Annotated in this window: 11 protein-coding genes; all 11 read right to left on the bottom strand. The window is 38.5% G+C overall.

Features of this window, described 5'->3' with window-relative positions; translation table 11 throughout:
- Position 1: 1 nt before the first annotated feature.
- Entirely contained in the window at positions 2–1711 is a 1710-nt protein-coding gene (locus tag HYG93_RS00655) for an ATP-binding cassette domain-containing protein (protein WP_178961630.1), read from the bottom strand.
- A 5-nt stretch (positions 1712–1716) separates the two neighbouring features.
- Positions 1717–2598, bottom strand: a complete 882-nt coding sequence (locus tag HYG93_RS00650) for a glycosyltransferase family 2 protein (RefSeq protein ID WP_178961629.1) — start codon at positions 2596–2598, stop codon at positions 1717–1719.
- On the bottom strand, positions 2567–4510 hold the full coding sequence (locus tag HYG93_RS00645; RefSeq protein ID WP_137287896.1) for a hypothetical protein: 1944 nt from the start codon (positions 4508–4510) through the stop codon (positions 2567–2569). The genes HYG93_RS00650 and HYG93_RS00645 overlap by 32 nt, the downstream gene beginning before the upstream one ends.
- 62 nt (positions 4511–4572) lie before the next feature.
- The gene (locus tag HYG93_RS00640) at positions 4573–4998 is read right to left on the bottom strand and encodes a pilin (protein WP_178961628.1); all 426 of its coding nucleotides are present in this window, start codon (positions 4996–4998) and stop codon (positions 4573–4575) included.
- Between the two features lie 202 nt (positions 4999–5200).
- Positions 5201–5758, bottom strand: coding sequence for a TPM domain-containing protein (locus HYG93_RS00635; protein WP_178961627.1), 558 nt, complete (start codon positions 5756–5758; stop codon positions 5201–5203).
- Complete coding sequence (locus tag HYG93_RS00630) at positions 5752–6837, bottom strand: YgcG family protein (protein ID WP_372658361.1); 1086 nt, start codon at positions 6835–6837, stop codon at positions 5752–5754. Before HYG93_RS00630 ends, HYG93_RS00635 begins: the two co-directional genes overlap by 7 nt.
- Positions 6838–6862: 25 nt before the next feature.
- Complete coding sequence (locus HYG93_RS00625; protein ID WP_106983937.1) at positions 6863–7453, bottom strand: LemA family protein; 591 nt, start codon at positions 7451–7453, stop codon at positions 6863–6865.
- A 138-nt stretch (positions 7454–7591) separates the two neighbouring features.
- Positions 7592–8476, bottom strand: a complete 885-nt coding sequence (locus HYG93_RS00620; protein ID WP_178961625.1) for a metal-dependent hydrolase — start codon at positions 8474–8476, stop codon at positions 7592–7594.
- Between the two features lie 221 nt (positions 8477–8697).
- The gene (locus HYG93_RS00615) at positions 8698–10119 is read right to left on the bottom strand and encodes an FAD-dependent oxidoreductase (RefSeq protein WP_117006899.1); all 1422 of its coding nucleotides are present in this window, start codon (positions 10117–10119) and stop codon (positions 8698–8700) included.
- A gap of 74 nt (positions 10120–10193) precedes the next feature.
- Complete coding sequence (gltB, locus tag HYG93_RS00610) at positions 10194–14669, bottom strand: glutamate synthase large subunit (protein ID WP_106983935.1); 4476 nt, start codon at positions 14667–14669, stop codon at positions 10194–10196.
- Between the two features lie 444 nt (positions 14670–15113).
- On the bottom strand, positions 15114–15974 hold the full coding sequence (locus HYG93_RS00605; protein WP_117006900.1) for a hypothetical protein: 861 nt from the start codon (positions 15972–15974) through the stop codon (positions 15114–15116).
- Positions 15975–15980 lie beyond the last annotated feature (6 nt).

Genomic DNA, 15980 nt, shown 5'->3' with positions numbered 1-15980 from the left:
ATTAAAGCACTATTTTTTTATCAACATATGCAAGCGTATTAAGCCGATGAGCAATAATAACCATTGTAATTTGACCATTTAACTTTGCAATAGATTGTGTAATAAGACGTTCAGTTTCATCATCTAATGCACTTGTAGCCTCATCCATAAATAAAACTTGTGGTTTTTTATACAGTGCTCGGGCAATACCAACTCTTTGTCTTTGACCACCTGAAAGTTTTATTCCCCTCTCACCAATTATTTCATTATAACCCTGAGGTAAGTCATTGTTTATAAACTCATGAATTTGTGCTTGTTGAGCTGCCAATATTACTTGATCCATATTAATTTCATCAATAGGAATTCCAAATGCAATATTTTCAGCAATCGACTTATCTGCTAAATAAATAGACTGTGGTACATAACCAACAATATCTCTCCATTCATGACAACTTTCTAATTCAATTTCAACATCATCTATTCGTATTTTCCCTTGCTGAGGTTTTAGCAGTCCCAGCATGATATCCATTAGAGTACTTTTTCCACTGCCACTCTTACCTACAATACCTATACTTGTATTTTTTTCTATTTCCATACTGAAGTTTTTAATAATTTTACGATCATTGTTATAGCTGAACGTTATATTTTCTAATTTTATTGTTTTAGAGAAGTTTAATGTCTGATCTGAATTTAAGTTATGAATAATCTTCTCTTTATAGCCAATCTTAAACTCTGGATATAAAACATTCAGCACTTGCTGTGAAAACTTTAATTGAGCTAAAGAGCGGTAAATACTTTGTGCAGCAGGAAGCATTCTGTATGCAGCAAATCCATATAAACCTAATACTGGTAATATTTCAGATACATCTTTATCTGAAAGTACTAAAATAATGGCTAAGCCAATTAAGCAGCCATAGCCTACTGTTTCAATAATATTTAATGGAATTTGACTAAGTGTTTCTCTAGTCGCAATATGTCTTGCAAAAATTCGTGATGACTTTTCAAATTCCTCTATATATCCATCTTTTGCATTATTAATAATAACATCTTTAATACCGCTTAATGCTTCTTGGCAGATTTGAAACCTATTTTGATTGGCTTCAGTAAACTCAATGCCAATTTGTGCTAATTTTTTTCTTACAATAAAATAGATGATCGAATAAAAAACAAACAATACACTTGCCGTACTAATTGCCATCACAGGATCATATACTAGAAGAATTCCAATCATACTCACTAACACTATGCCATACGACAGCATGGATAGTGTAGGCAATATCATTGTCCAAATAAGCTGATCTACTTCTGATAATATGTTTTTAGCTAAATTCGAACTATTTCTTTCAATAAAAAATTTATAGTCTTGCTGCAGATATATTTTCAATAATTTTGTAGAGAAATAATGTCTTTGTAAGCTTGCAAAGCGATTGACTGCATATTGGGTAATAACTTTAAAAAAAGTAGAAAAAATAACTATCCCCAATGAGATTAAGCCTAAAACAACTATAGTTTTTTTAGTATCGTTAAAGTCTAAATATTCATTAAATAATTTTAATGTGGGATTACTATTTACAATATTAGGATCAGAAAGCACTGCTAGAAAAGGCATAATAGACATTACACCCAGTGACTCTATAAATGCCATACCCACGATCAAAAAAAGCACATATATTACTTTTCTTTTATCCAGCTTAGAAAGAATATTCCAGAGTTGTATTAAACTTTTCAACACAATGATTATTTCTCTTTGTACATCAATGCAGTAATCTGTTCAGAAATCAAGCCCATTAAAAAAATCATCACACTACCGGTATAAAGTAAAGCACTCATATTTGTAAAACGATGATATTCATAGAGTGTATACCCATACCAAGCCGTCGCCATAATAAAGAGCATAACCGCAATAGGAATAAACATTTTTAACGGAGAAAATAAAGTTGCAATTTTAAAAATAATAATAAAAAAACGCATTCCATCTTTAAATGGTTTAATATGACTGGTTCCAATTCGTTTTGCAGCATGAATAGGCACATAAGTTACAGAATACCCTGCTCTAAAAAACGCCATTGTACTTGTCGTTGGATATGAAAAACCATTAGGCAATAAATAAATAAACTCTCTAAATTTTTCAGCTCTTACAGCTCTAAAACCAGAAGTTAAATCTTCCACTTTATGCTCTGTCATGTATGTTGCAATATTATTATAAAGACTATTTGCAATACCACGCCCCAAACTCGCTTGTGAACCTTTTTGTCTAGCACCTACAACCAAATCATACCCTTGTTCAATTTTTTCAATCAATTTTTCAATATCATTTGGATCGTGTTGGCCATCAGCATCCATAAACACAATAATATCACCAGTTGCATTACGTGCACCTGTTTTAATGGCAGCTCCATTTCCTTTTGAATAAGGATGTGAAATTACTTTAGCACCTGCTTGCTCAGCAATATTTTTAGTATTATCTGTAGATCCATCATTAATAACAATTATCTCGTCAATAATATCTAGTTGGAGAATTTTACTTACTGTTTCTCCAATTGCACCAGATTCATTCTTTGCAGGTAGTACAATGCTAATTTTCAATTTATTTTCCCAATAGTTCAGCTTGTTCAACATTTCTATTTTCTATAGCTATTTCTTTATACCAACTATTTTTAACGTCTAAATTTCGTGCAATTCCAATATGTTTTTTTGCTAAAAAATACTTACCTTGCAATCTATAAATTTGCGCCATCAACAAATTTCCATTAATATCATTTCTATAATGTATAGCATCTAGCATAAACTCCTCTGCTTTTTCATAATCCATTGCTACTGATACAAAATATTGTGCCAGTATTTTATAAATTTCAGATTGAAATTCAGGTGTAATATTGGGATTATTTAATCCCGCACTAATAATTAATACTGCTTGATCATGTGGCAATTTACAAAACTGCTGTATTTGACACTGTGTAAAAGCACTTAAGAAGCCAATATTACTATTATAAAAAGGATGATTTGTTAAATTATATATTAACTGTTGAATGACATCGTCAGAAATAGGCTTATCCAAATAAGATGCTAGGTGCAATTGTGCAAACCATGAACCATTAGCAGGCTTATAGCTTTCATGCGCTTGAATTAAATATTTTTCAGCTTGATCGGCATAATAGACTTTTCTTTCAGGTTCTTTTTCCATAAGTTTTAAATAAATTCGAGCCATTTGATAATTTGCTCGATCTGAACTAGGGTGCATTGCCACTTCAAATGCCGCATGATCAACTAAATTTGACCAAATAACTGCACGCTGCCACGTTGTAAAAGCCAAATTCAAAATATAGATAGTACAAACAATATAAATTAAAGGCCTTACCCTATTAAACTTAAATTCAGACAAACCATAAACAACTGCAATAATAAAACCTATACTTGCAAAATAATTGCGATGTTCATGAATCAACTCTAAACTAATAAATGTTGATTCCATTAGATGGCTTATAATAAACCAACCCCATGCAAATAAAATTATGGAATTTTTCTTATATAAAATAAGGCTAAATATACTAATGAATAGTAAACCTAAAATTGAAAATAATGTTGTTATTGGTGTTGTTATATTTTTAGATACTTCAAAATCATCGTGATAAAGACTTAAATCTGAGAGCAATGGAAAAAAAATCATTTTCAAGTAATAAAATAGTACTCTAGATTCACTTAATAATCTTTCTGCTATATTAAAATCTCTATTTCCAGGGTTTAAGTTTATAACATAAGGCCAAGCGATATAGATCAAGCCCAAAAGTACAACAAAAACCCCACTCCACAAAATATAATTTAAGCCAATTTTTCCTATTTTTATGCATTCATGACGGGTATTTCTTGCTTTAAAAATGCAAAGCTCGACCCAATAAATCAATCCGACAAAAAGCAAACCAGACTCTTTACTAAAAACTGAACAACATAATGCCAATAAAATTCCGCAAATTGATAATACTGAGCTTGAGAAATTTAGGCTTTTACTTCTCCAGTGACAATAGATTAACAATGCCAATAACCCAAAAAATGTCGAAAGGCTCGTCATTCTTTGTACAATATACAGCACACTGGTTAAATTTAAAGGATGAATCAACCAAATAAAACTTACGATCAAGGCGAGATATTGATTTTTTTTTATATTTTGTTCTTTTAGAAAAATCCAAAAAAATAATTTTAATGATATAAAATAAATTAAAATACCATTCAATAAATGAATGATTAAATTTGTTAATTTAAAATAATAAGGGTTAAAAGCTGTTAAATAATAATTCAATGCAAAAGACAGCATACTGATCGGGCGCCCCAAAGGCCCTGCATCACCAGACCAAAAAGCCGCTTTAAGGCTCATATAATCTAAAGATGTAATTGCTATTTTCTGATTTTCAACAATATTTGCAATATCATCAAAAACATAATCACCTGATAATCCAGGTGCATAAATTAAAAATGTAAAAATTAAAATTGAAAACAAAACAAAAAGAGGCTTTGTTTTTTGAGTGATTTGCTTCAAAAACTTCCCCAGCACTTAAAAATAAAAAACACCCTATAAATAGGGTGTTTTTAACATTCAAATTAGTTACGGCAATTTGAAGGCAAGAATTTTTGATCTACACCATTTGTTGTAGGAGCAGAACATGTCCATGTAATACCGCCACCAGAAGGTGTACCTTTAAGATTTAACTGTTTACCCGCTTCAACTTTTGTTCCATATGTAATTGTAATTAAGCTACCTGATACATTTACAGAGTTTACAGCATTTCCTTTAATACTTGCTGCTGGCGCAAGACCAACTGATGTGTTACCTGTAGGGAATTTACCATTTGAAGAATAGAATTCTGCAATACCTGCTTTAGCACCACCAGCAAGGCTTAAACCTTCAGAAACGTGTGAACGCTTCGTATAGTTTTGATAAGCAGGAATCGCAATCGCAGCAAGAATACCGATAATTGCAACAACGATCATTAATTCAATAAGGGTAAAACCTTTTTGAGCATTCATAACATTCTCCACAAATGTATAATTTAATTATTAAGCCTTTAAAGCTAATTTATTTTTAGCACTAAGTGTGCCAAGAATGATTATAATAAAAAAACTCAAAAAAACAGCATTTTAAAAAAATATTTATTTTTTTGTGAAAACTTTGTCTCTTTTTGTGTTTAAAAGTGACAATTAATGTCACTATCTTACTCATATTTCATGCCTACAAGATCACTGGCGAATCAGAAATTTCGTTTTTTTTGTCTACTTGCACTTCCTCATAAAATTTTCCAAGCACTTCCCCTATTTCCATTACCCCATTCACCACAGAATCGCGATAATTCCCTTGCTTTAATGCAACCAGCATGGATTCACAAATATCTTGCCAAACTTTTTGTTCAGTTAAGTTTTTAATGCCTCGATCAATCACAATCTCTACACTACGTTCACATAAATTTAGATATAACAACACACCACTATTATGCTCAGTATCCCATACGCCTAATTCTGCAAATAATTGCTGTGCCCGTGCATAGGTATTTTGTGAATAGGCTTGATGTGCAGGAATATGCCCCTCAATAACGACTTGTATTTCCCCTACATGCCCCTGCTCTGCACGCGTCACAGCTTGTGCTATCGCATGCTGATCTTGTTGATCAAAATAGCGTTTTGTCGCAGGTAAAAAGCAAAAATGCTTAAGCCAACGTTTGAAGCTTGGCTGGTGCAAATCTTGAATTTTAGGTTGCGTTAAAATTTTTGTTGTTTCAGATGTCGTTACCATGAGCCTGAAGCACCTCCCCCACCAAAACCACCTCCGCCTCCACGGTAACCTCCACCGCCAAAGCCGCCACCAGAGCCACCGCCTCCTCGCCCACCACCTGAGAGGAAGGCTTGAAAGATTAATTGCGCCAATGCTGTAATTAATAAAAAGAAAATACCACCACCAATGAGCAAGCTAGTAATTAGGCCTGCACCATTCACTAGCCCCGCAACCGTACCTGCAACAGCTGCTGTTGCTGCACTCAATCGATTACCTACAATATACGAGCCAATAATGCCTGCAATTAAAATAAACAAAGCAGTCATCATGGTTTTTTCTTTGGCTTGTTGCTCATGTAAAGCCTGCTCCTGTTGCTCTTTTAAAGCTTGAGCGGCTTGAGCTGCCACTTCTGGATCCATATTCAGGACTTTTTCAATCTCATTTAATCCCACTTGAATCCCTTGTGCATACTGATTTTGCTTGAAATAGGGGGTGATATTATTCCGAATAATTCGACTCAATACCACATCAGGTAACACACCTTCTAATCCATAACCCGACAATATTTGTATGCGATGATCATTCACTGCAATCGCCATTAACAGACCATTGTCTTGTTTGGCTGTTCCAAGCTTCCACTGATCTGCAACTCGCATGGCATAAGAGAAAATGTCTTCTTGCCCCGTGGTCGGTACAATAATAATACCAACCTGTGCTTTGGCAGTTTTATGTAGCTGTAGGATTTTATGGCTAATGGCCTGATTTTCCGCTGCACTTAATAAGCCTGCTTGATCCACAATTGGTGTGTTTAGTGTGGGTAAAGCTCGTTCACTTTGGCCTTCTGCCATATCATTGGCAATATTAGGTGCAGGCTGTGTTACTGCGTCAGCTGATGCCGTTGCTGTTGGTTGACTCGTCTTTGTCGCCGATTGTTGCTCTTTTATGATCTTAGAGGCCACGGCTATTTCATTCACAGCCTCATCTTGAGCAACAGCAGTCTCACTCCAGGTATGACTACTCAGACTCAATAGACTTAAGCACAGAGCGAAATACAACCCCAAGTAAGCTTTAGAGTTGTGCAAACGTTTAGACATCAGCATTCCTTACAGGCTTTAGCGCAACAATTTAATCAAAAGTCACTTTAGGTGCAGATTGAGCACTTTGCTCAGCACTAAAGTTTGGTTTTGTTTTCATTCCAATCACTTTTGCAGTCATTGCTTGAGGAAATTGGCGAACATAGCCGTTATAGTCCTGAACAGTTGAAATATAACGATTACGCGCAACTGCAATACGGTTTTCTGTACCTTCTAATTGCACTTGTAGATCTTTAAATTGTTCATTGGCTTTTAAATCTGGATAATTTTCTGAAACTGCAATCAAACGTGATAACGCACTGGTCATTTGCGATTGTGCTTCTTGATATTTTTTAAATAGTTCAGGATTTTCAAGTACTTCTTTATCTACTTTTAAACCGGCAACATTTGAACGAGCCTGCGTCACTTCAGTCAGTACTTGTTCTTCATGTTTTGCATAACCCTTCACAACATTGACCAAGTTAGGCACTAAATCTGCACGACGTTGATATTGGTTTTGTACCTCAGACCACGATGCATTGACTGCCTCATCCTTCACTTGCAAAGTGTTATAACCACAGCCTGTTAAGCTTAAACTACCTGCCAAAGCCAGTGCCAACATACTATTTTTTATTAAATTCATCTCAATTAACCTCGAGTATTTATTTGTATTTGTTTAAATAAAATTATTCTAGCGCTATTTTCTTTTGGTTTTGTTGCATTTCTTTAACAAGATAAAAACACATTAAAAAAGCTCAATTCTTGGGCCTTTCATCATCATTCAACTATATCGTATAAGCGTCTGCTCCGTTTGAAAGCTTTCCACATGGTATTCATCTGCAAGTTGCTGTTTCCAATACTGCACAATGTCCGTGTAATCAATTTCAGAAGGATGAAAGTTCTGTTTGTAATAAGATAAATATTCTGGAATTAACTGTATAAACATTTTAGCCAACAAATACGTGCCAAAAATATTACCGCCTACTTTGGGCAAACTCTTTTTACGGTATTGCATAAACAGCTTAGTGGCAGAATAAAAAGTTAAACTGGCAAAACCTGTAGTCACACTACGCATAATCATACGGCGGATCTTGTCATCACCATAAACATGCTGATAGACATCAAATGCCACTGAGCGGTGTTCAATCTCTTCTATCGCATGCCAAACCCAGAGCTTTACAGCATCTGAATCTAAAGTACTTAACACCTCTGGATGACGCAAAATATAGCCCCCCAATAGCGCGGTAAAATGCTCAAAGGCACAGGTAATTGCTAATTGAATTTTAGGATGTAGGTTTTTCACATAGCTATCTTTGCACGCTAACCATGCTTGAAAACGATCTAAGTTATAATCGTCTGAACGCCAAGCATCATTAAATTCGGCATGCGCCTTAGAATGCATCGCCTCCTGACCAATAAATGCAGCGATTTGCGCCTGCAATTTTTCATCCGTCACCTGATTCCGCACATTACGTACACTATGTACAAAAAATTGCTCACCAATTGGAAATGTTGAAGACAGTGCGGTCAATAAATGTGACATCACAGGTGAATTGGCAAAATAGTGCCGGCGAATAGCCTTAGGATTAAACTGTAGTTTACGTGCAGTAATACCAATGGCTTTTGGACGATTTTGATATGATTTTTGTGTCGTCACTACAGTCATTTTGAACATCTCTAATTTAGAATTCAAGAATCCAGTATGAGCATCATAAAGCCATGCACACATGGCAAAAAAGCTTAGCCCATTTGCAAAATTGTTCAATTTTCAGTCTTGTTTTACAATCTGAAGATGGATTTATCCGAATAGACCACATACGTATCATTTTAGGCAGTCAGCCCAATAAAAAACCCGCCGAGGCGGGTTTTAAAACGATATAGGCTCAATTAAACATCAAGGTAATCTAAGATGCCTTCCGCAGCCTGACGACCTTCTGCAATTGCAGTAACTACCAAGTCAGAACCACGAACCATATCGCCACCAGCGAAGATTTTTGGATTTGACGTTTGGAATTTAAATTCTTGCTGTTCTGCTGCCACTACACGACCGGAACCATCCAAATTAATGTTCACACCTGCAAACCAATCTGCCGGAGAAGTACGGAAACCAAAGGCAAGAAGTACCGCATCAGCAGGAAGAACTTCTTCAGAACCTGGAATTGGTTCAGGACTACGACGACCACGGCTATCTGGCTCACCCAACTGAGTCGTTACAACTTTAACGCCTGTCACTTTGCCATTTTCACCGACGATTTCGATCGGTTGACGGTTGAATTTAAATTCAACGCCTTCTTCTTTCGCGTTTTTCACTTCACGACGCGAACCTGGCATGTTTTCTTCGTCACGACGATATGCACATGTTACAGACTCAGCACCTTGACGAATAGAAGTACGGTTACAGTCCATCGCAGTGTCACCACCACCCAGTACAATGACCTTTTTACCTTCTACACTAATATATTCAGATGGGTCTTTTTCCCAGCCTTGAGTACGATTGACATTGGCGATCAAGAAATCCAGCGCATCAACAACGCCGTCTAAATCTTCACCTGCAAAACCACCTTTCATGTAGGTGTATGTTCCCATACCCATAAACACAGCATCGTAGTCTGCAAGTAGCTGATCAATGGTCACGTCTGTACCAATTTCAGTATTTAAACGGAATTCAACGCCCATGCCTGTGAAAATTTCACGGCGACGTTTCATCACATCTTTTTCCATTTTAAATTCTGGAATACCAAAAGTCAGTAAGCCACCAATTTCAGGACGTTTATCAAATACAACGGGTTTTACGCCATTACGTACCAAAATATCAGCACACCCTAAACCTGCAGGACCTGCACCAATAATCGCAACTTTTTTGTCCGTCCATGTCACAGATGACATATCTGGTCGCCAGCCCAAAGCAAATGCGGTGTCATTGATATACTTTTCAGCATTACCAATAGTCACAGCACCAAAACCATCATTCAGTGTACATGCACCTTCACATAAACGGTCTTGTGGACATACTCGACCACAAACTTCAGGCAAAGTATTGGTTTGATGGCACAGTTCAGCCGCTTGGAAAATACGACCTTCTGCAATCAACTTCAACCAGTTTGGAATGTAGTTATGTACTGGACATTTCCATTCACAGTAAGGGTTACCACAACCTAAACAGCGATGTGTTTGATTGGCAGCCACTTCCGCAGTGAACGGTTTATAAATTTCCACAAACTCTGCTTTGCGGACATCAATATCTTTTTTCTCTGGATCTTGGCGTGGTACATCCAGGAATTGAAAGTCATTATTTAGGCGCTCTGCCATGTCTCTCTCCGTGGGTAGATGCAGACTGATTCCAAGTCAGCACTGCATCTGCCTATATCTCTGCAGTAGTGGAATTATTGTGGATCAGCTTGAGTTGTTTTTAGCAAAGTCTGCAAGTTTGCAGCTTTTGGTTTCACAAGCCAGAATTTACGGCTATAGAAGTCAAACTCATGGCGGATCTTATACGCCCAAGCACTACCTGTTTCTTTAATGTGTTGATCTAAGATACGAAGTAAGAATTCTTGATGCTCTTCCATCGCTTCTGTAGAAATACGGTTCAACTCAATCAGTTCGTGGTTGTAATGATCAACGAAGTCATTATCCAAATCAAGTACATAAGCAAAACCACCTGTCATACCAGCACCGAAGTTATGACCTACTTTACCCAGTACAGTCACAATACCGCCAGTCATGTATTCACAGCAATGGTCGCCTGCACCTTCAATCACCGCAAATGCGCCTGAGTTTCGTACCGCAAAACGCTCACCCGCAGTACCTGCAGCAAAGAGTTTACCGCCAGTCGCACCGTACAAACATGTGTTACCAATAATTGCCGTATTTTGCGTTTGGAATGGTGAACCTTTTGGTGGGAAAATTGAGATACGACCACCCGCCATACCTTTACCCACGTAGTCATTTGCATCACCCTCAAGGCTAATATGCAAACCACCCGCGTTCCACACACCTAAAGACTGACCCGCAGTACCTGTTAAATTCACTTTAACTGGGTGTGCTTCCATACTCAAGTTACCATAGCGTTTTGCAATTTCACCCGAGATACGTGCGCCAATTGAACGGTCGCAGTTACCAATCGTGAAGCTATATTCACCCGTTGTACCCGCTTCAATCGCTGGAAGCATTTCTGCCACCATTTTCTCTGCAAGCAAGCCTTTGTCAAATGGCGCATTGCCTTCAACTTGACAGTACTGTGCTTTACCTTCAGCTGCTGGGTGTGATTCAAGTAATTTGCTTAAATCTAGATGTGCATGCTTTTCAGTTTCGCCAGGTAATGCTTCTAATAAATCTGTACGACCGATCAAGTCTTTTAGACTTGCCACACCTAATGCTGCCAACCATTCACGCGTTTCTTCTGCAATAAAGTGGAAGAAATTGATCAACATTTCAGGTTCACCAATATAGTGTTCCTGACGTAAATGATCTTGCTGTGTTGCAACACCCGTTGCACAGTTATTTAAGTGACAAATACGTAGGTATTTACAACCCAAAGCGATCATTGGTGTAGAACCAAAACCGAAGCTTTCAGCACCTAGAATAGCTGCTTTAACCACGTCTAAACCTGTTTTTAAACCACCATCGGTTTGAACACGGACTTTACCACGTAGGTCATTCACACGAAGTGCTTGATGCGCCTCGCTTAGACCAAGCTCCCAAGGAGAGCCTGCGTGGTGAATTGAAGAAAGTGGAGAAGCCGCTGTACCACCGTCATAACCAGAAATGGTAATGAAATCGGCATACGCTTTTGCTACACCGGCCGCAATCGTACCAACACCCGGCTCAGAAACAAGCTTAACTGACACCATCGCCTGTGGGTTAACTTGTTTTAAGTCAAAGATTAACTGTGATAAATCTTCAATTGAGTAAATGTCGTGATGCGGCGGAGGCGAAATCAGCGTTACACCCGGTACAGAGTAACGTAAACGTGCAATTAAGCCGTTCACTTTACCACCCGGCAACTGACCACCTTCACCTGGTTTTGCACCTTGAGCCACTTTAATTTGAAGCACTTCTGCAGAAGTTAAATACGCAGGAGTGACACCAAAACGGCCTGATGCAATTTGTTTGATTTTCGAGTTACGGATTGTGCCATAACGCGCTGGATCTTCACCGCCCTCACCTGAGTTAGAACGGCCACCGATCGTATTCATCGCAATTGCAATCGCTTCATGTGCTTCAGGTGATAAAGCACCCAAAGACATCCCTGCTGAATCGAAGCGAGGTAAAATAGCTTCTACTGATTCAACTTGATCCAATGCAATTGAATTGTCAGTTTTGAGTTTGAATAAATCACGAATCGTTGCGATTGGACGGTGATTCACTAACTCAGCATATTCTTTAAAGTCTGCATAGTTGCCCGAACGTACTGCTTTGTGTAAAGCATTAATCACGTCTGGGTTAAATGCATGGTATTCCTTGTCAAAGACAAACTTCAACATACCGCCTTGATCGATTGGCTTACGTGATTTCCACGCCAAATCTGCCAATTTTTTCAAATCATTTTCAAGGTCTACAAATGTTGCACCTTTAATACGACTTGGTACACCCGTAAAGCACTTCGCAACCACTTCATCCGACAAACCAACGGCTTCAAATAGTTGACCACCACGGTAAGACGCAACGGTTGAAATACCCATTTTAGAAAGTACTTTGAGTAAGCCTTTCTCAATGCCTTTACGGAAGTTTGCTTGTGCATGAATTGGGTCACCCAATAACTCGCCTTTCGCGATCAAATCATTAATCACGTCATAAGCTAAGTATGGATAAATTGCTGTCGCACCAAAACCTAAGATCACGGCAAATTGGTGAGCATCACGTGCCAAAGCTGTTTCAACAATAATGTTAGCATCTGTACGTAGACCAGCATTAATCAAGTGATGATGCACTGCGCCTGTTGCCATCAAAGCATTGGCTGGCAAGAAGCCTTGACGGATTTTACGATCCGTTAAAACCAACAAAGTTTTGCCTGCGCGAATCGCCGTCGCTGCTTCTTCACAGATACGTGCAATTGCAGCTTCTAAACCTTCTTCTACAGCATAGTTCAAATCAATATCTGCAATTTCATAGCCAGTACGACCAATCGTACGGATTTGATGCATTTTTGAATTAGATAGAACTGGGCTTGAAATAATCAAGCGATCTGCATGTTCTGGGCTTTGTTCAAATACGTTTTGCTCGCGTCCTAAACATGTTTCAAGCGACATCACAATTGATTCACGTAATGGATCAATTGGTGGATTGGTTACTTGTGCGAACTGTTGACGGAAATAATCAGAGACGTGACGAACTTGACGAGACAATACTGCCATTGGCGTATCATCACCCATTGAACCTACTGCTTCTTGACCGCTTTCTGCGATTGGACGAAGCAATTGATCACGTTCTTCAAAAGTCACCAAGAACATTTTTTGTGCCGCTTTTAGGTCATCGCCTTTTAAGCCTTGCTCACATAAATATTCTTCAAGCTCTGGGCTACCCTGAATACGAACTGAGTTTTCACGTAACCATTGACGGTATGGGCGCATGCGTTTGAGGTGATTGCTCACATCTTTGGTATCGAGCATTTTGCCCGTATGCGTATCAATCACTAAGATTTGACCCGGACCTACACGACCTTTAGAGATCACATCTTCTGGTTCATAACCCCATACACCAATTTCAGATGCAAGCGTGATGTAACCATTTTTAGTAATCACCCAACGCGCTGGACGCAAACCATTACGATCAAGCATACAAATCGCATGACGACCATCTTGAATTACCAAGCCTGCTGGACCATCCCATGCTTCCATGTGCTTCGAGTTAAACTCATAGAACGCACGTAAATCTGCATCTAAAGTTTCAACGTTTTGCCAAGCAGGTGGAACGAGCATACGCAGTGCACGGAACAAGTCCATACCACCACCGACTAGGAGCTCAAGCATGTTATCCATACTTGATGAATCCGAACCTGTACGGTTCACAATTGGATTCAACTCTGTAATGCCCGGCAAGAGCGGGTTTTCAAATTTAGGCGTACGCGCCATTGCCCAGTTACGGTTTGCCGTAATGGTATTGATTTCACCATTATGTGCCAAATAACGGAATGGCTGTGCCAAAGGCCAACGCGGTAAAGTGTTGGTTGAGAAACGTTGGTGGAAAACCACAATATGAGAGGCTAAGCGTTCATCAGCTAAGTCTGTATAGAAGTCTGCAATATATGCAGGCATCATCAAACCTTTATAGCTGATCACAGTTGAACACAAAGTTGTTACATAGAAATACGGATCTGCAGTTAACGCTTCTTCAGCGCGACGACGCGCCATTAATAACTTACGGTTAAATTCAACCTCAGTTACACCCATTGGGCAGTTCACAATAATTTGTTCAAAGCCAGGCAATGACTGCATAGCAATTGAACCTAAAGCGTCATTATTTGTTGGAATAACACGCCAACCTAAAACTTTACAGCCTTCAGATTCAATTTCTTTGGTTAATACTTGTTTTGAGTGCGCAGCAAGGGCTGGATCTAAATTTAGAAAAACCGTTCCGACAGCAAAGACTTCACTTAAAGTGATATCACTAATTTTTTTCGCTTCTTCACGAAAAAATTGCTTTGGCATGGCCAAAAGCAAACCACAGCCGTCACCCGTTTTACCATCGGCAGCAATACCGCCACGGTGGGTCATACAGCTTAGGCTATGAATAGCGGTCTTAACGAGATCATGGCTTGCATCACCCTGCATATGGGCAATTAAACCGAAACCACAGTTATCTTTAAACTCATCCGGTTGGTATAAACCTTGAGCGGGAGCTACAGTATTAGGCGATGGCATGTGCATAGCGTACCCTTCTTTTCTACACTGCTCTTTCGAGCCAATAACAAAATCTAATTTTTTCTTCGCGATTTAGTCTTAATCTACTCACATAAATTGTTTTGCTGAGCAAATTTATTTCTTCTTCACATGCTTAAGATATACCGAAAATCATAATCTTGCATGTAAATTGAGACATATTTTGCAGAACCATCAGTTCTCATCAGCCCGACCGCTTCGCACTCTCATCGAATCATTTTCGCGCCAAAATAGGGAGATATATTCAATTGATGCACCAATAAAGCAAGTTTCATGCCACATTAAAGAAACCTACAAGCAAGTATCTAGGAGTTAAGGATTTTATATTCAATATTGTTATTTGATGTTTTATTTTTAATCAAAATTGCACCAATAAGGCGCACTTTTAAAATAAGATGACAACTTAGTGCGCCATTTTAGCCCGAACTAATTAAATGGGTCACTCACCTCATGTTCCGCACTATTTGTTGGCGTTGTTTTAGGGCGACTTGGCTCTACACTACTCTGAGATTTCTGCACATTGACCACATTACCCGATGCATCTCGTCGAGTTACTGTGGTACTCGTGGTAACATTTTTCGTTGAATCCACTTGTGTTTCTGACTGCTGGGCTTGTGCTTTTATTCGTGCTGCCGCCAACTGTGCCTCATCAACCTGTGGCAGAGGTGCAGTTTTTAATTTAACTGAATAAACCTTACTGTTATTTTTTAATTCTTCTGTACCTAAATCATTCACCAAGGGCTGATATTGATCAATCGCAATAACTACTGGCTTTACAGAAGCAGGTAACCCTATTTTCATATCTGCAATAGCCTGATTTGCTTCACTATTACTACGATACACACCATACAATAAAACATATTGCTCTGGGTGATCCTCACCAGAAAGTCTCAAATAGATGAAAGGCTTACGATCACTTTGCTTTTTCAAGAAGCTTTTTACAATTTCTTCATTTGAGCTACGAAAAATCTCGACTGCCACATCATTTTTATGTTCAGCGATGAATTTTGTACCACGAAACTCAGCTTCATGCTGTGCAGTCACCACCACACGTGTAGTCATATCTAAAGGTTTCACCTCATCATATAACGCACCAAGATGGTTCATTGCAGCAACTTTTTCAGGCTGAATTTGTAATTCAACTTCTGTTTCGGGCTGTTTATCCACCTCTATTAATTCTTTGGTGTCTGTAACCGCCCAGAACACGAGCGCGCCAAACAGGCAAGCCCCTCCAAATACGAGCCAAACGTATTGCTGGATAGGAAATTTTGCCTTTTGAAGCGCCATGATGAA

It is taken from the genome of Acinetobacter sp. SwsAc6, from assembly GCF_013391565.1.
GTDB classification, from domain to species: Bacteria; Pseudomonadota; Gammaproteobacteria; order Pseudomonadales; family Moraxellaceae; genus Acinetobacter; species Acinetobacter cumulans.
This window is presented reverse-complemented; position numbering and strand designations above follow the sequence as displayed.

Bases quoted from the DNA above. Each gene is read 5' to 3' on its own strand.
- HYG93_RS00650 (WP_178961629.1), bottom strand. From the start codon at position 2,598: ATGTTGAACAAGCTGAACTATTGGGAAAATAAATTGAAAATTAGCATT.
- HYG93_RS00640 (WP_178961628.1), bottom strand. From the start codon at position 4,998: ATGAATGCTCAAAAAGGTTTTACCCTTATTGAATTAATGATCGTTGTT.
- HYG93_RS00635 (WP_178961627.1), bottom strand. From the start codon at position 5,758: ATGGTAACGACATCTGAAACAACAAAAATTTTAACGCAACCTAAAATT.
- HYG93_RS00630 (WP_372658361.1), bottom strand. From the start codon at position 6,837: ATGCTGATGTCTAAACGTTTGCACAACTCTAAAGCTTACTTGGGGTTG.
- HYG93_RS00625 (WP_106983937.1), bottom strand. From the start codon at position 7,453: ATGAATTTAATAAAAAATAGTATGTTGGCACTGGCTTTGGCAGGTAGT.
- HYG93_RS00620 (WP_178961625.1), bottom strand. From the start codon at position 8,476: ATGACTGTAGTGACGACACAAAAATCATATCAAAATCGTCCAAAAGCC.
- HYG93_RS00615 (WP_117006899.1), bottom strand. From the start codon at position 10,119: ATGGCAGAGCGCCTAAATAATGACTTTCAATTCCTGGATGTACCACGC.
- gltB (WP_106983935.1), bottom strand. From the start codon at position 14,669: ATGCCATCGCCTAATACTGTAGCTCCCGCTCAAGGTTTATACCAACCG.
- HYG93_RS00605 (WP_117006900.1), bottom strand. From the start codon at position 15,974: ATGGCGCTTCAAAAGGCAAAATTTCCTATCCAGCAATACGTTTGGCTC.